General features: G+C 60.9%; 21 protein-coding genes. 10 read left to right on the top strand and 11 right to left on the bottom strand.

Features of this window, described 5'->3' with window-relative positions; all coding sequences use genetic code 11:
• Positions 1-211: 211 nt before the first annotated feature.
• The 3 genes from dbpA to cadR all read right to left on the bottom strand — a co-directional run bounded on the left by dbpA (position 212) and on the right by cadR (position 2,396).
• Positions 212-1,615: an ATP-dependent RNA helicase DbpA gene (gene dbpA, locus VSR82_RS22385; protein WP_410852488.1), complete on the bottom strand. Its 1,404-nt coding sequence runs from the start codon at positions 1,613-1,615 to the stop codon at positions 212-214.
• 23 nt (positions 1,616-1,638) lie between these two features.
• On the bottom strand, positions 1,639-1,839 hold the full coding sequence (locus tag VSR82_RS22380; RefSeq protein ID WP_008918000.1) for a hypothetical protein: 201 nt from the start codon (positions 1,837-1,839) through the stop codon (positions 1,639-1,641).
• A gap of 125 nt (positions 1,840-1,964) precedes the next feature.
• Positions 1,965-2,396, bottom strand: coding sequence for a Cd(II)/Pb(II)-responsive transcriptional regulator (gene cadR, locus VSR82_RS22375; protein ID WP_368587360.1), 432 nt, complete (start codon positions 2,394-2,396; stop codon positions 1,965-1,967).
• A gap of 81 nt (positions 2,397-2,477) precedes the next feature.
• On the opposite strand from cadR, the gene VSR82_RS22370 reads away from it, so the two are divergent.
• Positions 2,478-4,922: a heavy metal translocating P-type ATPase gene (locus VSR82_RS22370; protein WP_498858082.1), complete on the top strand. Its 2,445-nt coding sequence runs from the start codon at positions 2,478-2,480 to the stop codon at positions 4,920-4,922.
• Positions 4,923-4,955: 33 nt separating this feature from the next.
• Here the strand turns inward: VSR82_RS22370 and eutC are convergent, their stop codons facing one another.
• Both eutC and VSR82_RS22360 read right to left on the bottom strand, forming a co-directional pair.
• Positions 4,956-5,747, bottom strand: a complete 792-nt coding sequence (gene eutC / locus VSR82_RS22365; protein ID WP_368587343.1) for an ethanolamine ammonia-lyase subunit EutC — start codon at positions 5,745-5,747, stop codon at positions 4,956-4,958.
• Positions 5,744-7,138 (bottom strand): ethanolamine ammonia-lyase subunit EutB, encoded by a 1,395-nt coding sequence (locus VSR82_RS22360; RefSeq protein ID WP_429461531.1) that lies wholly within the window; start codon positions 7,136-7,138, stop codon positions 5,744-5,746. Before VSR82_RS22360 ends, eutC begins: the two co-directional genes overlap by 4 nt.
• A gap of 333 nt (positions 7,139-7,471) precedes the next feature.
• On the opposite strand from VSR82_RS22360, the gene VSR82_RS22355 reads away from it, so the two are divergent.
• Together VSR82_RS22355 and VSR82_RS22350 are read left to right on the top strand one after the other, a co-directional pair.
• Positions 7,472-8,353, top strand: a complete 882-nt coding sequence (locus VSR82_RS22355) for an AraC family transcriptional regulator (protein ID WP_498858081.1) — start codon at positions 7,472-7,474, stop codon at positions 8,351-8,353.
• A gap of 604 nt (positions 8,354-8,957) precedes the next feature.
• Positions 8,958-9,863 carry a GIY-YIG nuclease family protein gene (locus VSR82_RS22350; protein ID WP_429461529.1) on the top strand — a complete coding sequence of 302 codons (906 nt, stop codon included), beginning with the start codon at positions 8,958-8,960 and terminating at the stop codon, positions 9,861-9,863.
• A gap of 683 nt (positions 9,864-10,546) precedes the next feature.
• On the opposite strand, the gene VSR82_RS22345 is transcribed toward VSR82_RS22350, so the two are convergent.
• The 4 genes from VSR82_RS22345 to dnaA form a co-directional block, all read right to left on the bottom strand.
• Complete coding sequence (locus VSR82_RS22345; RefSeq protein ID WP_498858080.1) at positions 10,547-11,659, bottom strand: hypothetical protein; 1,113 nt, start codon at positions 11,657-11,659, stop codon at positions 10,547-10,549.
• Between the two features lie 146 nt (positions 11,660-11,805).
• Positions 11,806-14,277, bottom strand: a complete 2,472-nt coding sequence (gene gyrB, locus VSR82_RS22340; RefSeq protein ID WP_429461523.1) for a DNA topoisomerase (ATP-hydrolyzing) subunit B — start codon at positions 14,275-14,277, stop codon at positions 11,806-11,808.
• Between the two features lie 114 nt (positions 14,278-14,391).
• Entirely contained in the window at positions 14,392-15,495 is a 1,104-nt protein-coding gene (gene dnaN, locus VSR82_RS22335; protein ID WP_410852357.1) for a DNA polymerase III subunit beta, read from the bottom strand.
• Positions 15,496-15,991: 496 nt separating this feature from the next.
• Positions 15,992-17,590: a chromosomal replication initiator protein DnaA gene (gene dnaA, locus VSR82_RS22330; RefSeq protein WP_368584817.1), complete on the bottom strand. Its 1,599-nt coding sequence runs from the start codon at positions 17,588-17,590 to the stop codon at positions 15,992-15,994.
• A gap of 383 nt (positions 17,591-17,973) precedes the next feature.
• Between dnaA and rpmH the strand changes: the two genes are divergently transcribed.
• The 4 genes from rpmH (at position 17,974) to yidC (ending at position 20,639) form a co-directional block, all read left to right on the top strand.
• Complete coding sequence (rpmH, locus tag VSR82_RS22325; RefSeq protein ID WP_004198824.1) at positions 17,974-18,108, top strand: 50S ribosomal protein L34; 135 nt, start codon at positions 17,974-17,976, stop codon at positions 18,106-18,108.
• A 19-nt stretch (positions 18,109-18,127) separates the two neighbouring features.
• Complete coding sequence (locus VSR82_RS22320; protein WP_410852358.1) at positions 18,128-18,607, top strand: ribonuclease P protein component; 480 nt, start codon at positions 18,128-18,130, stop codon at positions 18,605-18,607.
• A gap of 112 nt (positions 18,608-18,719) precedes the next feature.
• Positions 18,720-18,950, top strand: coding sequence for a membrane protein insertion efficiency factor YidD (yidD, locus tag VSR82_RS22315; protein WP_498858079.1), 231 nt, complete (start codon positions 18,720-18,722; stop codon positions 18,948-18,950).
• 30 nt (positions 18,951-18,980) lie between these two features.
• Positions 18,981-20,639: a membrane protein insertase YidC gene (gene yidC / locus VSR82_RS22310; protein WP_429461520.1), complete on the top strand. Its 1,659-nt coding sequence runs from the start codon at positions 18,981-18,983 to the stop codon at positions 20,637-20,639.
• Between the two features lie 140 nt (positions 20,640-20,779).
• Here the strand turns inward: yidC and VSR82_RS22305 are convergent, their stop codons facing one another.
• Positions 20,780-21,187 (bottom strand): XRE family transcriptional regulator, encoded by a 408-nt coding sequence (locus VSR82_RS22305; RefSeq protein WP_368584819.1) that lies wholly within the window; start codon positions 21,185-21,187, stop codon positions 20,780-20,782.
• 346 nt (positions 21,188-21,533) lie between these two features.
• On the opposite strand from VSR82_RS22305, the gene mnmE reads away from it, so the two are divergent.
• The 3 genes from mnmE (at position 21,534) to VSR82_RS22290 (ending at position 24,713) form a co-directional block, all read left to right on the top strand.
• Positions 21,534-22,928, top strand: a complete 1,395-nt coding sequence (gene mnmE, locus VSR82_RS22300; RefSeq protein ID WP_429461517.1) for a tRNA uridine-5-carboxymethylaminomethyl(34) synthesis GTPase MnmE — start codon at positions 21,534-21,536, stop codon at positions 22,926-22,928.
• Between the two features lie 187 nt (positions 22,929-23,115).
• On the top strand, positions 23,116-24,306 hold the full coding sequence (locus tag VSR82_RS22295) for a tyrosine-type recombinase/integrase (protein ID WP_429461515.1): 1,191 nt from the start codon (positions 23,116-23,118) through the stop codon (positions 24,304-24,306).
• A gap of 245 nt (positions 24,307-24,551) precedes the next feature.
• Entirely contained in the window at positions 24,552-24,713 is a 162-nt protein-coding gene (locus VSR82_RS22290; RefSeq protein ID WP_176109870.1) for a hypothetical protein, read from the top strand.
• 97 nt (positions 24,714-24,810) lie between these two features.
• Here the strand turns inward: VSR82_RS22290 and VSR82_RS22285 are convergent, their stop codons facing one another.
• Positions 24,811-25,140: an ecotin precursor gene (locus tag VSR82_RS22285; RefSeq protein WP_429461513.1), complete on the bottom strand. Its 330-nt coding sequence runs from the start codon at positions 25,138-25,140 to the stop codon at positions 24,811-24,813.
• Positions 25,141-25,246: the final 106 nt, after the last annotated feature.

Here is a 25,246-nt window from a genome sequence, read left to right as displayed (position 1 = left end):
ATGCGTGGCATGCGTTTTCGTCATGGGTCGCGGTTGGCCGCTGCGCGCCCGGGAAGTCAGCGGATCGTGATTTGTGGGGAGGCGGTGGCGAATGCCGGAAACCGCGTAGGTATGAAGGAATGTGATGCTGAGCGGTTTGCTTACAAGAACGGCCGCAGACGCGGCCGTTCTCGAGTTATCGGACTTTCAAGGAAAGCTGGCGCTTCGTGAATCAGGCTTCGTCCATCAGACGGACCTTGACCTTGCGCCCCTTCAGCTTGCCCGCGCTGAGCCGGCGCACCGCCTCGCGCGCGATGCTGCGCTCCACCGCGACATAGGTCGACATGTCGGTGACGTTGATCTTGCCGATCTGCGAGCCCGCGAAACCGGCGTCGCCGGTCAGCGCGCCGAGCACGTCGCCGGGACGGATCTTGTCCTTGCGGCCGCCGAGGATCTGCAGCGTTTCCATCGGCGGCAGCAGCGGTTCGTTGCTGGCCGCCTTCAGCTCGTCCAGCTTGTGCCATTCGACGTCGCGCTTGTGCGCCTGCTCGATCCCGCCGACACGCCCCATCTCGTCCATGCTCGCTAGACTCAGCGCCCAGCCTTCCTGATCGGCGCGGCCCGTGCGGCCGATGCGGTGCGTGTGCACTTCCGGGTCCGGCGTCACGTCGACGTTGATCACCGCTTCCAGTTGCGCGATGTCGAGGCCGCGCGCGGCGACGTCGGTCGCGACGAGCACTGAGCAGCTGCGGTTCGCGAACTGGATCAGCACCTGATCGCGCTCGCGCTGATCGAGTTCGCCATGCAGCGCGAGCGCATGAAAGCCTTGCGCGCGCAGGACGTCGAGCAGATCGCGGCACTGCTGCTTCGTGTTGCAGAACGCGATCGTGCTGACCGGACGGTAGTGGTTCAGCAGCAGGCCGACCGCGTGCAGTCGCTCGTCTTCGGTCACCTCGTAGAAGCGCTGACGGATCTTGCTGTCGTCGTGCCGCTCGGCGAGTTTGACTTCCTTCGGGTTTCGCAGGAATTGCTGGCTCAGCTTCGCGATGCCCTCCGGGTACGTCGCCGAAAACAGCAGCGTTTGCCGCTCTTTCGGGCATTGCCGCGCGACCTTCGCGATGTCGTCGAAGAAACCCATGTCGAGCATGCGGTCGGCTTCGTCGAGCACGAGCGTGTTCAGCGCTTGCAGCACGAGCGTGCCGCGTTCGAGGTGATCCATGATGCGGCCCGGCGTGCCGACCACGACGTGCGCGCCGTGTTCGAGGCTCGCGGTCTGCGGACGCATCGGCGTGCCGCCGCACAAGGTCAGCACCTTGATGTTTTCTTCCGCACGCGCGAGTCGGCGGATTTCCTGCGTGACCTGATCGGCGAGTTCGCGCGTCGGGCATAGCACCATTGCCTGCGTGTCGAACTTGCGCGCGTCGAGACGCGCGAGCAGCGCCAGCGAGAACGCCGCGGTCTTGCCGCTGCCGGTTTTCGCCTGGGCGATCAGATCATGGCCGCCGAGCGCGATCGGCAGACTGGCGGCCTGGATCGGCGTCATTTCGACGTAGCCGAGCTGCGTCAGATTCGCGAGCGTCGCGGGCGGTAGCGGCAGCTCGCTGAATGCGGCGCCGGCGGGGGTGGGACTGTTCATAGGGTCGTCTGTAGGAATCGCGATTACTCGGCCATCGGGCCTTGATCCGGGCGGCCCGGCAGCTGCTCGTACAGCACCTCGCCGTCGTCGCCGTCGAAACGCTCGACGTAGTTGCGCGCGCCGCACAGCGGGCAGCGGAACAGGAGCCCCTGGCCTTCGTTCTTGATGACGACGTCGGATTGCTCCCACTGCGCGCCGCAGGACTGGTTTCTACAGGTGAACACGTTGATTCTCCAACTGGATTCGATGATCGATCGGCTAGGTCGCACGCGCGGCCTTGCCGTGTATGGGGTGGTTGCGCCGGCGCTGCGTCGTGATGCGACAGCGTCGTTCGAAGGCCGGCGCGGCGTCAGCCGAGGTGCGTATGCCGCGGACGCGCCACGGCCACATCCATGTCGGTCAGGCCGTGCACGATGCCGCAGTCTTCGACCGGATGCTCGCCGTGGCATTGATCGCGCAATGTGGACAGTTGCGCTTTCAGCTGCTGCAGTTCTTCGATGCGCGTGTCGACGTGCGCGACGTGCTCGTCGATCAGCGCATGCATACCGCCGCAGCCGTTCGCCGGCGCGTCGGTCAGACGCAGCAATGCGCGGATTTCGTCGTGGGTCATGTCGAGCGCGCGGCAATTGCGGATGAAGCGCAGGCGCTCGACATGCTTTGCCGTGTAACTGCGGTAATTGGCTTCAGTGCGCTCCGCCTCGGGCAGCAGGCGCTCTTTCTCGTAGAAACGGATCGTTTCCGTCGTGCAATGGGCGATTTTCGCCAGTTCGCCGATTTTCATGACCCCCTCCTCCACGCGGCCTTGACCTTGTAGTGGCTTCAAGGTGTTTACTAGACCACAAATCGCACGAGGAAGCCACCAATGCCTGATACCAGCCGTATTGCCACGGACCGTCCGGAACTGGACGAAGCCGGTACGCACGGGGGTTGCGGCGACGTTGATGCGGGCCACGATCATGCTCATGGCAGGGGCGCGGGTGACGGGTGCGGGCATGCGCATGGCGGTGAACATGCCTGTGGCGCCGACGTGGGCGGCGGTCATCGGCATGAAGGACATGATCATCACGATGGTCACGATCATGAGCACGGCCATGCCCATGATCACGCTGCTGGCGCTTGCTGCGCCTCTTCCACCGCGTTCGCGCCGGCGTCGCTGCGGCTGCCGCCTTCCGAAGCTGTCGGCGACGATCTGCGCACCGCAATCCGCATCCTGCAGATGGACTGCCCGACCGAGGAAGCGCTGATCCGCAAGAAGCTCGACCGCATGCCCGCTGTGCGAGGCATGCACTTCAACCTGATGCAGCGCGTGCTGACCGTGGTCCACGCGCCGGAGGCGCTCGAATCGGTTCTCGCCGCGCTGCGCTCGCTCGACTTCACGCCCGAACTCGCAAGCGACGCCGGCAGCGGTGCGAACGCCAACGCGGCACCCCAACCGATTACGGATGCCATGCGCAAGCCATGGTGGCCCCTGATCGTCGCCGGCATCGTCGCGGGGGCCTCAGAAGCCGCTGGCTGGCTCGGCGCGCCCACCTGGGTCGTGGCGGGTATGGCGATCGTCGCCATCGTCTCGTGCGGCCTCACGACGTATCGAAAGGGCTGGATCGCGCTGCGCAACGGCAACATGAACATCAATGCGCTGATGAGCATCGCCGTCACCGGCGCGGCTTTGCTCGGTCAGTGGCCCGAAGCGGCGATGGTGATGGTGCTGTTCACGATCGCCGAGCTCATTGAAGCGCGCTCGCTCGACCGCGCGCGCAACGCGATCGAAGGACTCATGCGGCTTACGCCCGACGAAGCCAGCGTGCAGCAGCCCGATGGCGCCTGGCAGTTCGTTCGCGTCGACACGGTCGTGCCGGGGACGCTCGTGCGCGTGAAGCCGGGCGAGCGGATCGCGCTCGACGGCGAAATCGTCGCGGGCCGCTCGAGCGTCGATCAGGCGCCGATCACCGGCGAGAGCCTTCCCATCGACAAAGCGACCGGCGACGCCGTGTTCGCCGGCACGATCAACCAGGCGGGCTCGTTCGACTATCGCGTGACGGCGGCCGCCGGCAATACCACGCTCGCGCGCATCATCCACGCGGTCGAGGAGGCGCAGGGCACGAAGGCGCCGACACAGCGCTTCGTCGATGAATTCGCGCGCGTCTATACGCCGATCGTGTTCGCGATTGCGCTCGCCGTTGCGCTGATACCGCCGATCGTATTCGGTGGGGCGTGGCACGCGTGGGTGTACAAGGCGCTGGTGCTGCTCGTGATCGCGTGTCCGTGCGCGCTCGTGATCTCGACGCCGGTGACGATCGTCAGCGGGCTTGCGGCCGCGGCGCGCAAGGGGATTCTGATCAAGGGCGGCGTTTACCTCGAACAGGGGCGCAAGCTGACCCGGCTCGCGCTCGATAAGACCGGGACCATTACGCATGGCAAGCCGGTGCAGACGGAGTTCGAGGTGGTTGGCGATACGGGTGAAACGTTGCGATACCGCACGCTTGCGGCAAGTCTCGCGGGCCGCTCCGATCATCCGGTTTCGATCGCGATTGCTGCTGCCGCAAATGACGACGGCGTCGAACACCTACACGTCGATGCGTTCGAAGCGATCGCTGGACGCGGCGTGCGCGGTGATATCGACGGTATCGGGTACTGGCTCGGCAATCATCGCTTGGTCGAAGAACTGGGCCGCTGCTCGCCGCAACTCGAAGCGCGTCTCGATGCGCTCGAACGGCAGGGCAAAACCGTTGTGATGTTCGCCGACGCGCAGCGCGTGCTCGCGCTGTTTGCGGTGGCCGACACGGTGAAGGACACGAGCCGCGCCGCCGTCGCCGAATTGCGGCGGCTCGGCGTCGGCACCGCGATGCTGACCGGCGACAACCGACACACCGCCGAGGCGATCGCGCAGCAAGTCGGCGTCGATGAAGCGCGCGGCGATCAGTTGCCCGAGGACAAACTCGGCGCGATCGCGCAATGGTCCAGCGATGGCGCGACGGTCGGCATGGTCGGTGATGGCATCAACGATGCGCCCGCGCTCGCGCGCGCCGACATCGGCTTCGCGATGGGTGCGATGGGAACCGACACCGCGATCGAGACCGCCGACGTCGCGCTGATGGACGACGATCTGCGCAAGATTCCGGCGTTCATCCGGCTGTCGAAAGCGACGTACGCGGTGCTGGTGCAGAACATCTCGCTCGCGCTGGGCATCAAGAGCATGTTTCTCGTGCTGACGTTGATGGGCTTCGGCACGATGTGGATGGCGGTGTTTGCCGATGTCGGTGCGAGCTTGCTGGTGGTCGGGAATGGGTTGAGGTTGTTGCGCAAGTGAGTGGGCGTGCGAGGTTTACGCTCGTTGCGACCTCTACGTTGAACCGTCGCTCACGGCTGGTTGCGTCGACGCGCTTGCCAGCAGCTCATCGCTGTCGTCTTTCAGACCCACTCCCGTGAGCCTCAGCGTTCTCGCCTGCGTGAGCAGATAGTGCAGCTTGTGCGCGGCCTGGGGATAGTCGAGCCCTTCGGGGCGCACGTTCGAAATGCAGTTGCGCTGCGCGTCGCTGCAACCCACTTTCGGCGCGTACGTGATGTAGATGCCGAGGCTATCCGGCGAACTCAACCCCGGCCGCTCGCCGATCAGCATCACGACGATTTTCGCGTCGAGCAATTCGCCGATCTCGTCGCCGAGTGCGACACGTGCCTGACGCGCGACCACCACGGGACCGATGGTCCAATCGGTGAGCTTCGGATGTATTGCTTGCAGCAACGGTACAGCCTGCTTCGACGCGGCAAACGCCGATAGGCCATCACCGATCACGAACAGTACATCGTTCGATTGCGTTGGCAGGCGCGCAAGCGTCGTGCGACTCTCATCCGACAGACGCCGCCCAAGATCAGGTCGCCTCAAATAATGCTCGCGATCCGGCGCGGCGCTATGCACATCGAGCGTGTTGAAGCCTTGTTCCTGTAGTTGCGCGTGCAGCGCGTCCGCATCGAGCGGATGATGCACGGCGTCGCGTGCCTGCGCATGCGCGAGATTGAACGCGAGCAATGGCGCGGTCGGCAGGCTGTTACCGGCTCGGCCCAACGCGATGCGTGCCTGCGTAAACCGACGCAGCGCGTTCCACGGGTCCTTGTCGAGTGCATCGTTCTCGCTCATGCGATCCCCATCCAGTCGCGTGCGCCTTCGAGCAGCGGTTGCCGCGCCGATCCGCCGATCAACGCGCCGCGTTCGTCGATGATCTGCATCGACTCCAGCCATTCCTCGAATTCAGGCGCGCGCCGTAGACCGAGCACATCGCGCACGTACAGCGCGTCGTGAAACGACGTGCTCTGATAGTTGAGCATCACGTCGTCCGCACCCGGCACGCCCATGATGAAATTGATGCCCGCGACGCCGAGCAGCGTCAGCAAGTTGTCCATGTCGTCCTGATCCGCTTCCGCGTGATTCGTGTAGCAGATGTCGCAACCCATCGGCACGCCGAGCAGCTTGCCGCAGAAGTGATCCTCGAGACCCGCGCGCGTGATCTGCTTGCCATCGTACAGATACTCGGGGCCGATGAAACCGACCACCGTGTTCACCAGGAACGGCTCGAACTTGCGCGCGACCGCATAGGCGCGCGCCTCGCAGGTCTGCTGGTCGACGCCGAAATGCGCATCGGCCGATAACGCGCTGCCTTGCCCCGTTTCGAAGTACATCAGATTGCTGCCGACGGTGCCGCGTTGCAGCGACAACCCCGCGTCGTACGCTTCCTGCAGTAGCGCGAGCGAGATGCCGAAGCTCGTGTTCGCTTTCTCGGTGCCGGCGATCGACTGGAACACCAGATCGACCGGCGCGCCTTTTTCGATCGCGGCGATTGTGCTCGTCACGTGCGTCAGCACGCATGATTGCGTCGGGACCTGATAGCGCTGGCGGAAGTCGTCGATCATCTGGAGCAGTTTTGTAATCGCGGCGAGGTTGTCGCTGGCGGGGTTGATGCCGATCAGGGCGTCGCCGCAGCCGTACATCAGGCCGTCGAGCATCGAGGCGGCGATGCCTTTGACGTCGTCGGTTGGGTGATTAGGCTGCAGGCGTACGGACATGCGGCCGGGTAAACCTACCGTGTTGCGAAAACGGGTGATGACCGGGCGTTTACGTGCTGCGGTGATCAGGTCCTGGTTGCGCATCAGTTTCGAGACGGCTGCGACCATTTCTGGTGTGAGGCCTTGGGTGATGCGGGTGAGTGCGTCAGTTTCGGTTGCGGTGCTCAGCAGCCAGTTGCGGAAGTCGCCTACCGTCAGGTGAGAGATTTCGGCGAAGGCTTGGGCCGAGTGATCGTCGATGATCAGGCGGGTAACTTCGTCGGTTTCGTAAGGGATCAGCGGGTCGTTCAGGAAGGTGCGCAGCGGTACTTGTGCTAGCGCCATTTTGGCCGCGACCCGTTCTTCTTCGCTTGCTGCCGCAATGCCTGCGAGCTGGTCGCCCGAGCGTTGCGGGCTCGCTTTTGCGAGCAGGGTTTTCAGATCGGCGAAGCGGTACGTGCGACTGCCGATCGACTCCGTGTAGCTCATGTTTGCGGCTCCATCGCTTCGCGCGGACGCGGGTAGGAATGGGAACGGCGGTTCGATGCTGCGGGTTGCTTGCTGCTTGCTGCTTGCTACTGGTGGGACGTATTACACGATAGCGCCAAATTGGGGCAGCGTCACGTTGCGGGGTTGGTGCTGATTACCGGTGCTGCGTCGGTCACTCCCGCTTGTGCGGGTGCGCAATGCGCGCTCAACAGGCGCTTAATCCGCTTGTCGTGGACCGCGTTAAATCCGCAGGTTTTGGTAAACGGCCGACACGCGCCGACGTGATACTTTGTCCGCATCCTCTCGCGCCAATTTTCTGCGGTCCAGCCAGTCATGCACGAATCAGATCATCGGGCTAGATACGAAACGCGACTCGCACGCGTGCTCGACCATATCTACGATCACCTCGACGGACCGCTCGATATCGGACGGCTGGCGGAGATTGCCTGTTTGTCACCGTATCACTGGCACCGGATTTATCAGGCGATGTATGGCGAGACGGTTGCGACAACCGTGCGGCGCTTACGGTTGCATCGCGCGGCGGGGTTTCTTGCGAATAGTTCGATGCCGATTGCCCAGATCGCCGAGCGTTCGGGGTATCGCAGTTTGCAGTCGTTTTCGCGGACGTTTCGCGCGGTGTTTGGCGTGCCGCCGGCGCAGTATCGAAGGGAAGGCACTCATAGCCGGTTTCGGCCGGCGCTCTCAGGAGACGATCAGATGACGACGATTCGTGAGGTCGTGATTCGTTATGTGGAGCCGATGGAGATTCTGTCGGTCCATCATGTCGGGCCTTATATGCAGATCGGCAAGGCTTTTGATGCGTTGTTTGGGTGGCTTGCGAAACATAATCTGCTTGCGGGGCAGATGCGGATGATCGGGGTTTACTTCGATGATCCGGGGGTGGTTGAGGAAGCTGCGTTGCGGTCGAAGGCGGGGGTGTTGTTGCCGGGGCCTCTGATGGCTGAAGTGGCAGCGGGTGTTGGGGTGGGTGGGGCGGTTTCTGTCACGCGTATACGTGGTGGGCAGTATGCGGTGTTGCGGCATGTTGGACCGTATAGCGATATGCGGGCGGCTTATGAGTGGCTATACGGGAGCTGGCTCGTGCAGTCTGGACGAGAGGCGGCGGATGCGCCGGTGCTTGAGGAGTATTTGAATAGTCCCAAGGAGACGCCGCCGGCGGAGTTGGTTACGGAGATTTGTTTGCCGTTGGGGTGAGTGAGGCGGCTGGGCTGTTGTTCTCTTCCCCTGCTTGTGGGATGTTGCTGTCGCTGTGCACGTATACGTTGCGCGGGCTGCCCTGCTTCTCTGGTTTTTATAGTCTTTGTATATGTATACGTAGTAATAGTTAACAAGCGACGCGTTCGGCTGTGGATAACTTGGAAGTTCGTTTACGGATCAATGCGCTGCGGAATCGATAACCCTTGGGAGCGCGGGCGGACAGGTTAACGGAGCCAGGGAGAATTTTTTGTCGGCCTGTAAACGTTCCACTTTTATCAAGATTTCACCCACAATGTGTTCGGCTGCTTTTACAAAAGTTGTCCAGAGGGGGATGTGGATAAGTTGCGCTCGATCGTTTTAGATGCACAGCAAGAATCCATCCGAAAGAACGAAATTGCGGACACTTCAAAGCGTCGCAAACCTCTCACGAACTCAGCTAGTGGACCACATCGGCCGATCGCCTCGAAAAGTGGTCACAATGCTTACTAGCAAGATAAGTTGTTGCAGAGGTAACCTTTGCGTCTCGAGGTGGCACTCTGCACGAGCTTCGGTCGCCATAACGCAGTTGTATAGTTTAGCTTCACTTCACACGGAGACGGTCGTGTCCTTTCCATTTTCCATCACCGTTTTTGCGACAACCGGCGATCCACAGGGTATCCGCCATGTCGACAAATCGAACTGGTCAGGCTCGGGTGTCGTGTTTCCCAAGGAGTTGTTCGCCCAACTTAAGCATGAGCCTGGGTTCAATCAGGCCGGGGTGTACATCCTTGTGGGTAATGCTTCCGAAGAAACGATATACATTGGCGAAGCTGACCCCGTCGGCGAACGGCTCAAGAACCATGTCACAAACAAAGAGGGATGGGTTTGGGGCGTCTATTTTTTTGATCGGCTTCACAAGATAGGAAAAACCGAAGTCCAGTTTCTGGAGTACGCGATGATTGCGCGTGCGAAGCAATTTGATCGAGCGATTCTTTTAAACAAAAATGTTCCTACTTCTCCCACAATGTCTCTTGTGTCGAAGGCCACTGCGCAGGCATTTCTCGAGGACATATATTTAATCCTGCCGATGCTCGGCATTAATGCATTTACGCCGCCAAAGCTAGGCGATGCACCGGATGAACAAGTTCAGGCGGCGACGAGTAATCCTTTAACCGCCGAACAGTTCGACACAATCGTCATTCCGGCCAGGCAGGAAGGATTCAAACAGGAATTCATCGGCCAAAACCGCTGGTTTGCCATTCGCATTAACGCAAAGCATATTCCAAAACTGAAGTACATTGCGGCTTATCAAGTCGCACCCGTAGGGGCGGTTACTCACATCGCAGAAATTGCATCAATCGAACCCTACGCGGATAGCGGCAAATACATGTTGAGGTTTAAGGGCCCTGCGACTGCAATCGGCCCCATCCCCCGCCTCGAGAATAGCGAAGTCAACATGCAATCAGCACGATATGCGCTGAGACAAAAACTTTTGAACGCGGGAGATCTTGATGGGATATGGGCTTAGGAAATGTGAGGATCTCTGAAATGGCGAAGACGTCATTGGCCATATCGTGAACGGGACATGACTGGAAAAGAGAAAACTTATGCCAGATTTTAGCGCTGGTGCGTGGTGCTCCATCGTGACGAACGTACGCCCGCTCAAACGTCACGATATCGGTTCATTGTCACGTATGCCGAAGCAACAACGGATGACCTACTAATGAAAACGGGCCCATAAGTTTCTCCAACTTATGGGCTCGTTTTTCTCACGTAATGCGGCTATCTACACCAACCAACTGTAGATGGGCGCAAAACTTGAGAAACGCAGCCTTGTTCGGCAAGGCTCTCCAGCGGATGCAAACGCATAACGTAAGAACGTGCGACGCATAAGCAAAGAGTTTGCAGCCTCGGCTTCTTGAGTGCGGGGTGGCCGAGACTTCGAGAACGAACGTATACCATCACTACGCGTCGTTGTCTTCCGCAACGCAACCTCAAAAACTAACCATCAGACATGTCGATTTTAACGAATTCCGTGAGCGGGAGAATCAGTTCTATGCGGCCGGCAGGAGTCGTCCTGGCCATCACGAATGCTGCTCGTCAGCCCGTGAAGCAGCGACGAGTCGAGGATAGCATCGCTGCACGCGCATCCGGCGAAACCACTATGCGCGCGTCGCACCAGGTTACGAAACGAAAAAGTGGACTTCACGTTCAGCTAAAGTGCAAACCACCCGAGGAATTTGACTTGCACTCAATTGTTCGGAACTTGAAGCCACCATCGGTCCGAAAAGCTTGAGACACACGACCGTCGCCAATGCGCGCAAACAGTCCGATAGAAGTCGTACCTGGGCACGCTGCATCCTGTGTGTATTCCATGCTTACGAGGATTCTTGTCAGCACGGAGGATGCGACAGAGGTGTTCAAAATCACGAATTGAAAAGACAATATCGCCGATGCCCAAAGCAAGGTGCCAATGGGTGCAAGTAGCGCAACATTCTGTCTGTGATGAACAGTGTCGGGGTCATCGGCAATCTTGCGCCCGGTTCTGAGCCGACGCCAGAATTCACCTACCTCACAGGCAATCGGCACAGAAAAAGTGAGGTGCCTGACAAAGGTCCCCAAGACTTGTTGAGAAAGAAGCTTAATTAACTGAAAAAATGCCACGATAGTGAGAAGCAGTGCAAATATCTGGATCAGTCGTACTGCGGTACCTACAGAGGTCAAGAGACCCGAAAAGCTCGAAAAGTGGTCATAGGTTTCCCGGGTCAACCTGAGAACGATTCTTGCCGTATCAGCATGGCTAAGCCATAGAGCAATGGTGCTTACACCTAGATAAAAAGCTTTCCACACGGGTTTGCTCCACGTCCAACGAGCAATCAGTCGAACCGTGGCGTAGTGGTGACGCGCCGTCGCATACCCAAGTGACGCAAAGCACGCGATTGCGCCGTAGCCCGTGATGATTGACGGGGCACGTAATGCGACAAACAGTATCCCGAAGGTTATTATAAGAAGAGCCGTTGCGTTGTAAGCAAAGGCCGCATCGGGAGGAAGCTTATCGAAGCGTCGCAACTCCTTCATAAGACGAGCAAACCGCCTTACGAGCCAGCGCCGAAACGGGGGCATTGAGACCAAGAATGCGCGCACGTAGCCAAGAGTGACTGCCAGCAGCAGTCCGCCCGTAACGAGTGCTTTTCCAAGGTCGAATTTGCACAACCACAACGCGAAGAGCAAACTAAACATGACAACGACCATCCAACCGACCGACGGTGGTTTCTTGTCTTTCTTCCGGAAGCTACCCTCGTCATTTGGACCGTTTTCAAACATCTACGAACCTCGACTTATTAGAGCATGGGAAGCCAATCTCACCGTGCTTCTCGACCCAATCTAGGCTATCAATAAAAAGGCCCATAAATTTCTCAACTTATGGGCCCCAAATTCTCAGGTTATGCGTCTACCTACACCAACAACCCTCAAACATCAATATTCCCCGCCCTAAGCGCATTAGACTCAATGAAAGCCCGACGCGGCTCCACATCATCCCCCATCAGCGTAGTAAAGATGCCATCAGCAGCAATAGCATCCTCAATCTGCACCCTCAGAAGACGCCGCACTTGCGGATCCATAGTCGTCTCCCAAAGTTGCTCAGGATTCATCTCACCGAGGCCTTTATAGCGCTGCTTGGACATATTCCGCTCAGCATCAGCAAGCAACCACTTCATCGCACTCTTGAAGTCGGTGACAGCCATGCTCCGCTCCCCACGCTTGATCACAGCTCCAGCCCCAATCAATCCCTTGAACGTATTGGCGGTATTAACAAGCTGCTGATAATCCGCGGTCAACTGAAACTCTTCATCGATCACGGAACTCTTCTGATTCCCATGATGCGTCCGCGCGACGCGCAGCGAGCGCAGTTCCCGCACAGGGTCATACATCGTGGTCACTGTCACATCAGGCTTCAGCGCGTCATCCCGCAGCTTCGCTTCGAGCGCGCGAGCCGAAGCCTCGGCCGCCTGCTCGCTGGAGAGATCGACAGCGACGCCATCCATCACCGCCTCGAGCGCGCCAGCGTCGTACAGACGGCTCAAACGATCGACCACCGCCTGCGCCAACAGATAAGACCGAGCCAACTCACCGAGCGCATCCCCGGTAATCGGAGTCGCACCATCGGAAGCGACCAACTCCGACCCCTGCAACGCAAGGCGAAGAATATGCGCATTAACTTCCGACTCATCCTTCAGATACCGCTCGTCCTTCCCCGCCTTGATCTTGTACAGCGGCGGCTGTGCGATATAGATATACCCGCGCTCGATCATCTCCGGCATCTGCCGATAGAAGAACGTCAGCAACAGCGTCCGGATGTGCGCACCGTCCACGTCAGCATCGGTCATGATGATGATGCGGTGATAACGCAGCTTGTCGAGGTTGTAGTCTTCCTTGCCGATCCCGCACCCAAGCGCGGTAATCAGCGTAACGATCTGCTCGGAAGACAGCAGCTTGTCGTAACGCGCCTTCTCGACGTTCAGCACCTTACCGCGCAGCGGCAAGATAGCCTGAAACTTCCGATCCCGGCCCTGCTTCGCCGACCCACCCGCCGAGTCACCCTCGACGATATAAATCTCCGACTTCGCCGGATCCTTCTCCTGACAATCCGCGAGCTTCCCAGGCAAACCAACGCCATCGAGCACGCCCTTACGACGCGTCATCTCACGCGCCTTGCGCGCGGCATCGCGCGCACGCGCCGCATCGACGATCTTGCCGCAGATGATCTTCGCGTCGCCCGGCGTCTCGAGCAGGAATTCCTCGAGCGCCTTCGCGACCACTTCTTCCACCGGCGCGCGCACTTCCGACGACACCAGCTTGTCCTTCGTCTGCGAGCTGAACTTCGGCTCCGGCACCTTCACCGACAGCACGCACGACAGCCCTTCACGCATGTCGTCGCCCGACGTTTCGACCTTCGCCTTCTTCGCGACTTCATGATCGGCGATGTACTTGTTCAGCACACGCGTCATCGCCGCACGCAAACCGGTAAGGTGCGTGCCGCCGTCGCGCTGCGGAATGTTGTTCGTGAAGCACAGCACGTTTTCGTTGTAGCTGTCGTTCCACTGCATCGCCACTTCGACGCCCACACCATCCTTCTCGCCCATGATGTGGAAGATATTCGGGTGCAGCACGGACTTGTTCTTGTTGATGTACTCGACAAAGCCCTTCACGCCGCCAACGAACGCAAAATCTTCTTCCTTGCCCGAGCGCTGATCCAGCAAGCGAATCCGCACGCCGTTATTGAGGAACGACAGTTCGCGAATCCGCTTAGCGAGAATGTCGTAGTGATATTCGACGTTGCCGAAAATCGTCTCATCGGCCATGAAATGCACTTCGGTACCGCGGTTTTCGGTCTCGCCGATCACCTGCATCGGCGACGTGACCACACCGTCGGTTTCTTCGAGCACGCGATTCTGCGGCACGCCACGGTGGAACTCCATGAAGTGCTTCTTGCCGTCACGGCGCACCGTGAGGCGCAGCCACGCCGACAGCGCGTTCACGCACGACACGCCGACGCCGTGCAGGCCGCCCGACACCTTGTAGCTGTTCTGGTCGAACTTGCCGCCGGCGTGCAGCTCGGTCATCACGATTTCAGCGGCGCTGCGCTTCGGATCGTGCTTGTCGTCCATCTTCAGGCCGGTCGGCACGCCGCGGCCGTTGTCGGTGATCGAGATCGAGTTGTCCGCGTGGATGATCACCTGGATGTCGTTGCAATGCCCGGCGAGCGCTTCGTCGATGGAGTTGTCGAGCACTTCGAACACGAGGTGGTGCAGACCGGTGCCATCCGATGTATCCCCGATGTACATTCCAGGCCGCTTGCGCACGGCTTCCAGACCTTCGAGGATCTGGATGGACGAGGCGCCGTAGCTGTTATCGGGCTGCGTATTGTTCATGTCAGTCATGGATTTTTTCCGGTTCTGCGTTACTGCGAGGTTGCTGCTCTGGACTTTTCAAAACGCCATAAAAACACCAAAGGGGCGCTGCGCCCCTTGGTGTTCTTCTTGATGTTGGACGCGTCAAATGCGCATCGGCATCACCACGTACTTGAATTCGTCGTTCTCGGGAATCGTGATCAACGCGCTGGAGCTGGCATCACCCAGGCTCACCTGCAACATGTCGACCTTCAGGTTCGCGAGCACGTCGAGCAGATACGTGACGTTGAACCCGATATCGACGCTGTCGCCGTCGTATGCGATTTCCAGTTCTTCCTGCGCCTCTTCCTGATCGGCGTTGGTCGACATGATCTTCAACTGGCCCGGCTCGACGATGCAGCGCACGCCCTTGAACTTATCCGACGTCAGAATCGCCGCGCGTTGCAGCGAGCGCTGCAGTTCTTCACGACCGATCAGGAATTTGTTCTTGTGCGACTTCGGAATTACGCGCTGGAAGTCGGGGAACTTGCCTTCCACGAGCTTCGACACGAGTTCGACCTGGCCGAACGTGAACTTGACCTGCGTCTGCGCGATGTCGATGTTCAGCGTGTCGTCGATGTCTTCGAGCAGGCGCTGCAGTTCGAGAATCGTCTTGCGCGGAATAATCACTTCCTGGCGCGCGAACGAGCCCTCGATTTTCATCGACGAGAACGCGAGACGGTGGCCGTCGGTCGCGACCGCCATCAGCTGATCGCCGTCCACCACCAGCAGCATGCCGTTCAGGTAGTAGCGGATGTCCTGCTGGGCCATCGAGAAATGGACCATGCCGAGCAGCTGGCGGAACGTCTTTTGCGGAACCACGAGGCTCGCGCCGTAGTCTTTAGCCTGAGCGACGGTCGGGAATTCGTCCGCGGCGAGCGTTTGCAGCGCAAAGCGGCTCTTGCCGGACTGCACTGTCAGGCGCTTGTCATTCAGCGTCAGCGTGACCTGGCCGTCGGGCATCGCGCGCAGAATGTCGAGGAGCTTGCGCGCCGCCACCGTGGTCGCGACCGATTCGCCGCCCACACCGAAATCGGCGCGCGTGGTGATCTGCAACTCGAGGTCGGTCGACAGGAACGACACGTCAGGACCGTTCTTCGTGATCAGCAAATTGGCGAGGATCGGCAACGTATGGCGGCGTTCGACGATGCCGCTCACGGTTTGCAGCGGCCTGAGGAGGTTGTCGCGTTCGGTCTTGACCAGTTGCATAGGGTTCCTTCGTTGATATAACGGCCTGCACGCCTTACGGGACAAGCTTTTCAGCGTGCAGCCACGGCTCCCCGCCGGCGCCCTGAAAAGCGCCCGACACGGCGTGAAATCCGCCCGTCGCCGCCGGGCGGTTAAACCTGTATTGTGCCTGAAAACGGGACCGCCTCACTAAAATGGGGGCGAGTTCGGGAATAAACAGGTCGATTTTGCAAGGCGTGATCCGGATCGCCGACGGTTTTTCATGCCGCTGCCCGGTGCTTCTGGTTTGCGGGCGCGTTTTTCCGCCACTTCGGGCCGGTTGCACCGCAAACTCATCGGGGGTTCGCCACGTTTTTGCGCCGCTTCTGCTCGCTTGCTGTCGCGTCCCTTGCCATTTCGCGTCAGGACCCGGCTGCGCCGCCGGGTTGTTGGTCCCCTGCCCATTTCTCTATCTCACAGCGCACACAGCGCTTCCCGCCGCCCACGCCCTTTTCACTGTCGCGTGCGGCCGGCCCGTTTAGCCCTTCAGCGTCTGTTCCAGCACGTGCAGTTCGTGGTTCAACTGCGCGTCCTTGCTGCGCTCGTCGGCGATCTTGCGCACAGCGTGCAGCACCGTCGTGTGGTCGCGCCCGCCGAACAGCTCGCCAATTTCGGGCAGGCTCTTCTGCGTCAGTTCCTTGGCCAGGTACATCGCGATCTGACGCGGCCGCGCGATGTTCGCCGGACGCTTCTTCGAATACATGTCCGCGACCTTGATGCTGTAAAAGTCGGCGACCGTCTTCTGGATGTTTTCCACCGAAATCTGCCGGTTCTGCACCGTCAGCAGGTCTTTCAGAGCTTCCTTGGTCAGTTCGATCGTGATTTCGCGGCCGTGGAACTTCGAATACGCGAGGATCTTGCGCAGCGCGCCCTCGAGCTCACGCACGTTCGAGCGCAGATGCTTCGCGACGAAGAACGCCACGTCCTCGTTCAGGCTCACGAACTCCGATTGCGCCTTGCGCATCAGAATCGCGACGCGCATTTCGAGTTCGGGCGGCTCGATCGCCACCGTCAGACCGGAGTCGAAGCGCGAGATCAGGCGATCGTCGATACCCGAGATTTCCTTCGGATACGTATCGCTCGTGATGATCACCTGCGCCTTGTTTGCGACCAGCGCCTCGAACGCGTAGAAGAATTCCTCTTGTGTGCGCGATTTACCCGAAAAGAACTGAATATCGTCGATCAGCAGCAGGTCGAGCGAGTGGTAGTAGCGCTTGAAGTCGTCGAACGCCTTGCGCTGGTACGCCTTCACGACATCGGACACGTACTGTTCCGCGTGGATATAGCGAATTCGCGCGCCGGGTTTGTCCATCAGCAACTGGTTGCCGATCGCGTGGATCAAGTGGGTCTTGCCGAGGCCCACGCCACCGTACAGGAACAGCGGGTTATACGAGATACCGGGGTTGTCGGCGACCTGAATCGCCGCGGCGCGGGCGAGCTGATTCGCCTTACCGGTCACGAAGTTGTCGAAGGTCAGGACGGGGTTCAGCTTCGAGCGCTCGTACATCGAGTCGCTTTCGCTGGTTGCCGCCGCACCCGCGCCTTGGCCCGGACGCCACGTGCGGCGCCCAGCGGCGGCCTCGTTCGCGTCAAGGCTCGGCAGATCGAGGTCGGCGGCATCTTCGGCGGCGCTGCGCGGATTCGCGTTTTGCGCGGCGAGCGCCGCTGCCGCGGCTGCGGGATTCGCGCGCGCGCCATGCGCTGCCTGCACCGCGCCCACAGCGGCATCCATGGCTGCGACGCCGCCGGCATTACCGCCTTGCGGCGCGGTCGAAGCCGGGCGCGCAGACGACGGAGCCGGCGCTGCGGCCGCCGGGCCGCGCATACCAGCCTTCGGATCCAGTACGAATTGCACGTCCACCGGCGCGTGCCAGAAATCGCGGGCCATATCCGCGATGCGGCCGGAGAACTGGCTCTTGACCCAGTCGAGCTTGAAGCGGTTCGGCGCGGCAATGCTCAACGTGTTCGCATCGGCGTCGAAGGCGACCGGGGCCAAGGGTTTGATCCACGTCACGTACTGCTGGGGCGTAAGCTCACGCTCCAGCAATGCGGAACAGTGTTGCCAGAATTCGTTCATCAAGTTGCTATCGTTATGGTGTGCACGGCGGTCGCCGCTGCCCCTGTCGCGCGCCCGCAACAAGGCCCTAAGCAGCCAGGCGTAACGGCCCCAGGCGCCTGTGCCACAAGGGTCTGCGGGACGAGCGTGCCGGAGCGACGTGCAACATTTTTGGGAAGTAAGGCGAGATTCTAACGCCAAAACGGACCCGGAAGTGAGTTATCCACAGGGACCGATCAGCTCGCCCGGCAAACCCCGGCTGCGCCAGATGCGGGCTAAACTATTGACGGCCAACGGAAAACCAGTTTAAATAGCGGGTTCCGCGAAAACCAATTCCAGTAAACCACCGGCCATTGCGCTTTCAGCGATGATCGCGCGGTTTTTTTCGATCAAGTGAGAGCAACATGAAACGTACTTACCAACCTTCCGTTACCCGTCGCAAGCGCACCCACGGCTTTCGCGTTCGCATGAAGACCGCTGGCGGCCGCAAGGTCATCAACGCACGTCGCGCGAAGGGCCGCAAGCGCCTCGCGATCTAAGGCAAGCGGATTGCGCGCTGTGACCGAAGCCCGCGGCGAAGCGGGAGCGGCCGGGGCGCAGCAACCGGGCTCGGTTCCGTTGCGAGCGCAAGCCGCCTTCCCCAAAGCCGCAAGGCTGCTAAAAACGGATGAATTTTCATCCGTTTTTCGTTTGCGGCCGTGGCGCCGTACCGCGCACTTCGTCGTGTACGGGCGGCCCACCGGCAACGAGGCGCGTCTTGGCCTCGTCATCGGCAAGAAGTACGCGCCGCGCGCGGCTACGCGGAATCTGGTGCGTCGGATCGCGCGTGAAGCCTTCCGGCTGCGTCGCGCGGAATTCGGCGGTTGGGATGTGCTGCTGCGTCTGCACACGCGTTTCGACAAAAAAGCTTTGCCGAGCGCGTCATCGCCGCCGTTGAAGGCGCTGTGCCGCAGCGAAATCGAGGCGTTGCTCGACAAGGCAGCGCGCGAAATTACCCGTCGTCAGGTGCCGCCCGCGGAGGCGCCCAGGACGGAATGACGCAGTGACCGCCCGCACAGCGGTCGCCGCAACGGGCATTGCGCCGGCAGCTTCAGGGCGCGGGCGTCGCCCGGTACTTCACGTTGCGCGGCGCCGTACGGCCGCACCTGCCATGCAAACGGTACTTCTCGCTTTATTGCGTTTTTACAAGCTTGCCGTCAGCCCCATGCTCGGCAACCGGTGCCGTTTTTACCCTTCCTGCTCTGATTACGCGCGCGAGGTAATCCAGTATCATGGCGCCGCGCGCGGGACTTATCTCGCCGTGAGGCGTGTTTGCCGCTGCCATCCGTTTTCCGCGGGCGGCATCGATCTCGTCCCGCCACCCACTTCTGAAAAGCGCTGACGCGCCGTTCCATCGACACTGAGACAACGCATGGATATCAAACGCACCGTCCTATGGGTCATCTTTTTTATGTCAGCTGTCATGCTGTTCGACAACTGGCAACGCGACCACGGACGCCCGTCGATGTTCTTCCCGAGCACGACGCCGACCCAGACCGCCGGCACTGCCGCGCCGGGCACAACGACGCCGGGCACCCAGCCGGCCGATCTGCCGGCCACTAACGCGGCCGCTCCCGGCAACGCGCCGGCGGCCGAGCAATCGCAACTCGTGAAGTTCGGCACAGACGTCTACACCGGCGAAATCGACACCCGCGGCGGCACATTGTCGCGCCTGTCGCTCATCAAGCAGGGCGACGGCAAGCAGCCGGATCTCGTGATCACACTGTTCGACAAGACGAACAGCCACACGTATCTGGCGCGCACCGGCCTGCTCGGCGGTGACTTCCCGAATCACAACGACGTCTTCACGCTGATGCCGAATCAGCCTACCCACCTGGCTGACGGTCAGAACTCGTTCCAGATGAGCTTCGAGTCGCCGGAAAAGGGCGGCCTCCGGGTCATCAAGACGTATACGTTCACGCGCGGCAGCTACGTGATCGGCGTCGAGACGAAGGTTCAGAACGTCGGCACCACGCCGGTGACGCCGCAGGTCTATATGGAGCTCGTTCGCGACGACCAGCCAGTCGAAACGCCGCGCTTCTCGCACACGTTCATCGGACCGGCTGTCTACACGGACGAGCATCATTTCCAGAAGATGACGTTCAGCGATCTCGACAAGAACAAGCAGAACTTCGCGGCGTCGGCCAACGACGGCTGGGTCGCGATGGTCCAGCACTACTTCGCGTCGGCCTGGATTCCGCAAGAAGGCGTGAAGCGTGACTTCTACGCCGAGAAAATCGATCCGTCGCTGTATCGCGTCGGCATGAAGCAGGCGATGCCGACCATCCAGCCGGGCCAGACCGTCAGCGTGTCCGCGCGTCTGTTCGCCGGTCCGGAAGAAGAGCAGATGCTCGCGGGCATCGCGCCGGGCCTCGATCTGGTGAAGGACTATGGCTGGGTCACGATCATCGCGAAGCCACTGTTCTGGCTGCTGTCGAAGATTCACAGCTATGTCGGCAACTGGGGCTGGTCGATCGTGCTGCTCACGCTGCTGATCAAGGCGGTGTTCTTCCCGCTGTCGGCCGCAAGCTACAAGTCGATGGCGCGCATGAAGGCGATCACGCCGCGCATGCAGGCGCTGCGCGAGCGCTTCAAGGGCGATCCGCAGAAGATGAACGCGGCGCTGATGGAGCTGTACAAGACCGAGAAGGTCAATCCGTTCGGCGGCTGTCTGCCGGTCGTGATCCAGATTCCGGTGTTCATCTCGCTGTACTGGGTGCTGCTGTCGTCGGTGGAAATGCGCGGCGCGCCGTGGATCTGGTGGATTCAGGATCTGTCGCAGCAGGACCCGTATTTCATCCTGCCGGTGCTGATGGCCGTATCGATGTTCCTGCAGACCAAGTTGAACCCGACGCCGCCGGACCCGGTTCAGGCCAAGATGATGATGTTCATGCCGATCGCGTTCTCGGTGATGTTTTTCTTCTTCCCCGCGGGTCTCGTGCTGTACTACGTCGTGAACAACGTGCTGTCGATCGCGCAGCAGTACTACATCACGCGGATGATGGGCACCTCGAAGGCGAAGCCGGCCTGATGTTCCGTCCCACGGCGCTCCGCATGGCCGCCGTGACGCAAAGCGAAAACGAAAAGCCGCCCGGTGCGAACCGGGCGGCTTTTTTCATGGTGCGGTCGAAGAAAATGCGACGGGCGGCGGCTGCGCCTACGTTTCGACGTTCACTCCTCGTCGGAATCTTCGCCGTAAAAACGCACGATCATTTCCTCGACCAGATTCCGATCCTTCGGGGTCAACGATGCGATCTTCGAAGCGAGTTCGATCGTTTCCGGTGTCGGCGGATATTTTTCGCCACGTGCCATCGGTCGTGCGCTGGCGCCGGGCGGCGGTCCGTAATGGAGCCAGTGCTCGTTGACGTTCAACCATTCGGCGAGCGTGCGCAACTTGTCCGGCTTCGGAATCGTCGTACCCGTCAGCCATTTGTGCGCGGTCTGAGGTGTCACGGGACGCTCGCCGTGATAGCGAAGATTGAACTGCTCGGCGAGTTTGGTCCCGCCGCGAATTTTCAGCGGCTCGAGCAGATCCTTCAGCCTCTTGGCGAAGGCGGCTTTTTCTTTGTCGGTCGGCATGGGCCAGATTGTGCAATTCAGCGTTCAACCAGTTGACAACCGACCAAGCTTTGTTTTCTCTTATTTGAGACAGTTTTAGCTTGCAGCGTGCGCCAGATAAAGCGTTGCGCGAATTCGATTTTTTTCATCTCTTTATTGCCTGGCTTGGCTTTGCCTGAACTGCAGGTGCTGCCAAGTCTCAATTATTCTTAAGTAGCGCGATAATAATCCTAGCTTACTTGGGATAAATCCGAGATGTTTACACGATAGGAATGCACCCTTTCGTCCGTAGCGCGCGCGTTACAATGCCTCGCGCCGACTCGACCAACGCGGCCCTGCCCTTCCCCTCCCGTTTCGCCGACTTCACATGCTCACGACCGACTCCGATCCCATCGTTGCCATTGCTACCGCATCCGGCCGGGGAGGTATCGGCGTCGTGCGGATTTCGTTCGGCCGCGCCGGCGCGGCGGCGGCCCAGCCATTGATGCAGGCGCTCACCGGCCAGATGCTCGAGGCGCGTCACGCGAGCTACGTGCCGTTTCTCGACGCGAGCGGCAATCCGCTCGATCGCGGCATCGCGCTGTACTTTCCGGCGCCGCATTCGTACACCGGCGAGCACGTGCTCGAACTGCAGGGCCATGGCGGCCCGGTCGTGCTGCAATTGGTCCTGCAGCGCTGCATCGACGCCGGCCGCGCGTTCGGTCTGCGGCTCGCCGAGCCCGGCGAATTCACGCGCCGCGCGTTTCTGAACGACAAGCTCGACCTCGCGCAGGCCGAAGCCGTCGCCGATCTGATCGAGGCGAGCACCGAGGCCGCCGCGCGTTCGGCCGGCCGCTCGCTCGACGGCGCGTTCTCGCGCGATATCCACGCGCTGGTCGAAGAAGTGATCACGCTGCGGATGCTGGTCGAAGCAACGCTCGACTTCCCGGAAGAGGAAATCGACTTCCTCGAAGCCGCAGACGCGCGCGGCAAGCTCGCGCGCATTCGCGAACGTCTCGCGCATGTGCTGAGTGAGGCGCGCCAAGGGGCGTTGTTGCGCGAGGGTCTGTCGGTCGTGCTGGCTGGGCAGCCGAACGTCGGCAAATCGTCGCTGCTGAATGCGCTCGCTGGTGCCGAACTCGCGATCGTCACGCCGATCGCCGGCACGACCCGCGACAAGGTCGCGCAGACGATCCAGATCGAAGGCATCCCGCTCCACGTGATCGATACGGCCGGCCTGCGCGACACCGAGGACGAGGTCGAGAAGATCGGCATCGAGCGCACGTGGGGCGAGATCGAGCGCGCGGACGTGGTGCTGCATCTGCTCGACGCGCGCGCCGGCATGACGACCGACGACGAAACGATCGCCGCACGCTTTCCGCGCGGCGTGCCGGTCGTGCGCGTGCTGAACAAGACCGACCTGACCGGGCTCGCGCCCGCGACGCAGGCGCTCGACGCCGATCTCGAACTCAGCGAGGTGCGGCTGTCGGCGAAGAAGGGGGACGGCGTCTCATTGTTGCGCGACGAACTGCTGCGGATTGCCGGCTGGCAGGCGGGCGCGGAGAACGTCTATCTCGCGCGCGAGCGGCATCTGATTGCATTGCGTGCGGCCGACGAACATCTGGCGACCGCCGCCGCGCATGCGGAGCAGAACGCGCAGGCGCTCGATCTGTTCGCCGAGGAGTTGCGGCTCGCGCAAGATCAGTTGAATTCGATCACGGGTGAGTTCAGTTCGGACGATCTGCTCGGAGTGATTTTCAGCCGATTCTGTATCGGCAAGTAACGCCTAACACGCTCGCCAGCGCTGTTCCGTTCTGATATAACGTCCGCGGTCGAAAAGCCGCTGCTGCCACGCAATCGAAAACGCACTCTGTCGACCAAAAACCCGGCAAATTTTTGGTACACAGCCGGGGCAAAAGTCTTAAAATCTCGGCTGTCCGAACCTAAACGACGTACAGCGTTCCGAAAGCATGCCCCGCCTCGCCACTCCGCTCACCGAATCCGAGATCCGCGCGCTCGAACCGCGCGCGACCCGCTACTGCGTCGCCGACGGCAACGGTCTCGTGATCGAAGTCATGACGACCGGCACCAAGGTCTGGCGCTTCCGCTATACGTTGAACGGCAAGCGTCAGCCGCTCGCGACGATCGGCGACTACCGGATGATTTCGCTGCGCGTCGCGCGCGCGAAGGCCCAGAGGTACGCGGCACTCGTCGCGCAGGGCATCTCGCCGGTGGCGACCGCGCGGCGCGATCGAGGTGCCGAGAGCAAGGCCGACGTGCTGCGCGAAGCGGCGGAGCTTTATGTCTCGACGGCGCTGGCCGGCAAGTCCGACGAATATCGCCGTACCACGCGGCGCGCGCTCGACAAGGACGTGCTTCCCGCGCTCGGCCACAAGCCGATCGGCGCGGTCACCGCCGACGACATCGTCGCGATCTGCGAGCGCATCAAAAGCCGCGGCGCGCCGAAAATGGCGCTGCACACGCGCAACGTCGTGAAGCGCCTGTATGCATACCTGATCGCGCGTCAGCTCGCGACCCGCAACCCCGCCGAAGTGGCGCCGGCGCGCTCGATCGCGACCTTCGACAGCCGCACCCGCGTGCTGTCCGGCGCCGAGATCGGTGTCATGCTGCGCACCATCGACACGTCGAATATCCGCCGCCCGCTGAAGCTAGCGCTGCACCTGCTGGTGCTGACGATGGCGCGCAAATCGGACCTCGTCGAATCGACATGGGCGGAGTTCGATCTCGACAACGCGCTATGGACGATCCCCGCTGCCCGCCTGAACGCGCGCGAGGACCGCATCCTACGTCTGCCGCGTCAGGCGGTTGCGCTTTTGCGCGAGCTGCAGCGCGCGCGCACCAGCGAGACGTTCGTGTTCCCGAGCGTCAGGGGCGACGATCGGCCGATCGCGAAAAGCACGCTGAACCAGGCGGTCAAGGCATTGGGGCTCGAGGTGGAGCATTTCGTGCTGCACGACTTTCGTCGCACCGCGTCGACGCATCTGCGTGACATGGAGCAGCAATCGGCCGCGGCACGCGACATCACGAATCGTGAAGCAACCGATGAAGCAGCGCGGGACAGTCGCATGCTTCAGAGTTGGGCGGACTTTGTCGATAGCCAGATGGAAATCGCACGGCAGACTGCGAACGGCACGGCTTGACGGCATCGTCATGGGTTTTGGCGTGATCTGACGCTTGCTGCCATGGCGGAATCGGGATGGTACACAGGCCGATTCGACCTTGTCCCAAAGCTGGTCAAACAAGGGAAAATCATTAAAAAATAAGGTTTCTAAAGCGCGCGAAAATGCGCCTTTATCCGCTCCTCGTGACCGTCTCACATCATCGTTCTTTCCCCGCTTCCTTCGCCTACACTGAGAGATGGATGCAAGCAGATACGGAGGTTTCGATGCCTGAATCAATGCTCGCCTATCTGATGGGGCCTGCCGTCATGCTGGTGGTCGGCTTTGCCATCTGGATGATGTCGCGTCACCGCGACCCGTCCAAACCGCCCAAGCTCGAGCGCTGGCTCGACACGCATTACGCGGAGTGGCTACATCACAAGCACTAAGGCGTGCCTCAATGGAAAAGGCCGTCGCATCGAGCGACGGCCTTTTTGTCTGCGCGTTGCCAGGCTGGATCATCCGCGCATCAGAGCCATGCCGCGTTCACCACTGCGGCTCGGGTTGCGGCTGTGCGTAGCCGTACTGTCCGGGCGGCGGTGCGCCGCACGCGACATAGGCGCGCTGATACTGGTCATAGCAATACCCGGGCGGCGGTGCCACGTAGGCCGGCGCGGGCAGATACGCGGGCTCGGCATAAACCGGCTGCGGATACGCGACCACCGGCGCCGGCGTCAACACCGAACTGACCACCGCACCCAGCACCGCGCCGCCGATCAGCGCACCCACCACGTCGCCGCCGTGTCCGTGCGCGGACGCCTGGCCCGCGACCGTCAAACTACCCGCCATTACCAACGCCACTGCGATCTTTTTCATATTGACCTCCCGCCGTTCAGGCATGGACGAATTGTCGCTGGCGCGGGCGGAAATAGATGCTGCAGTTGGTAACGGGACATTAACTCTGTAACAGGCGCATAACGTC

This window comes from Burkholderia sp. JPY481 (assembly GCF_038900515.1).
GTDB lineage: Bacteria > Pseudomonadota > Gammaproteobacteria > Burkholderiales > Burkholderiaceae > Paraburkholderia > Paraburkholderia youngii.
Note: the sequence above shows the minus strand (reverse complement) of the source record. Positions and strands in the feature narration are given on the sequence as shown.

Excerpts from the sequence above, each read along its gene's own strand:
- dbpA (WP_410852488.1), bottom strand. The coding sequence starts at position 1,615 with ATGAACAGTCCCACCCCCGCCGGCGCCGCATTCAGCGAGCTGCCGCTA.
- cadR (WP_368587360.1), bottom strand. The coding sequence starts at position 2,396 with ATGAAAATCGGCGAACTGGCGAAAATCGCCCATTGCACGACGGAAACG.
- VSR82_RS22370 (WP_498858082.1), top strand. The coding sequence starts at position 2,478 with ATGCCTGATACCAGCCGTATTGCCACGGACCGTCCGGAACTGGACGAA.
- eutC (WP_368587343.1), bottom strand. The coding sequence starts at position 5,747 with ATGAGCGAGAACGATGCACTCGACAAGGACCCGTGGAACGCGCTGCGT.
- VSR82_RS22360 (WP_429461531.1), bottom strand. The coding sequence starts at position 7,138 with ATGAGCTACACGGAGTCGATCGGCAGTCGCACGTACCGCTTCGCCGAT.
- VSR82_RS22355 (WP_498858081.1), top strand. The coding sequence starts at position 7,472 with ATGCACGAATCAGATCATCGGGCTAGATACGAAACGCGACTCGCACGC.
- VSR82_RS22345 (WP_498858080.1), bottom strand. The coding sequence starts at position 11,659 with ATGTTTGAAAACGGTCCAAATGACGAGGGTAGCTTCCGGAAGAAAGAC.
- gyrB (WP_429461523.1), bottom strand. The coding sequence starts at position 14,277 with ATGACTGACATGAACAATACGCAGCCCGATAACAGCTACGGCGCCTCG.
- dnaN (WP_410852357.1), bottom strand. The coding sequence starts at position 15,495 with ATGCAACTGGTCAAGACCGAACGCGACAACCTCCTCAGGCCGCTGCAA.
- dnaA (WP_368584817.1), bottom strand. The coding sequence starts at position 17,590 with ATGAACGAATTCTGGCAACACTGTTCCGCATTGCTGGAGCGTGAGCTT.
- rpmH (WP_004198824.1), top strand. The coding sequence starts at position 17,974 with ATGAAACGTACTTACCAACCTTCCGTTACCCGTCGCAAGCGCACCCAC.
- yidD (WP_498858079.1), top strand. The coding sequence starts at position 18,720 with ATGCAAACGGTACTTCTCGCTTTATTGCGTTTTTACAAGCTTGCCGTC.
- yidC (WP_429461520.1), top strand. The coding sequence starts at position 18,981 with ATGGATATCAAACGCACCGTCCTATGGGTCATCTTTTTTATGTCAGCT.
- VSR82_RS22305 (WP_368584819.1), bottom strand. The coding sequence starts at position 21,187 with ATGCCGACCGACAAAGAAAAAGCCGCCTTCGCCAAGAGGCTGAAGGAT.
- mnmE (WP_429461517.1), top strand. The coding sequence starts at position 21,534 with ATGCTCACGACCGACTCCGATCCCATCGTTGCCATTGCTACCGCATCC.
- VSR82_RS22295 (WP_429461515.1), top strand. The coding sequence starts at position 23,116 with ATGCCCCGCCTCGCCACTCCGCTCACCGAATCCGAGATCCGCGCGCTC.
- VSR82_RS22290 (WP_176109870.1), top strand. The coding sequence starts at position 24,552 with ATGCCTGAATCAATGCTCGCCTATCTGATGGGGCCTGCCGTCATGCTG.
- VSR82_RS22285 (WP_429461513.1), bottom strand. The coding sequence starts at position 25,140 with ATGAAAAAGATCGCAGTGGCGTTGGTAATGGCGGGTAGTTTGACGGTC.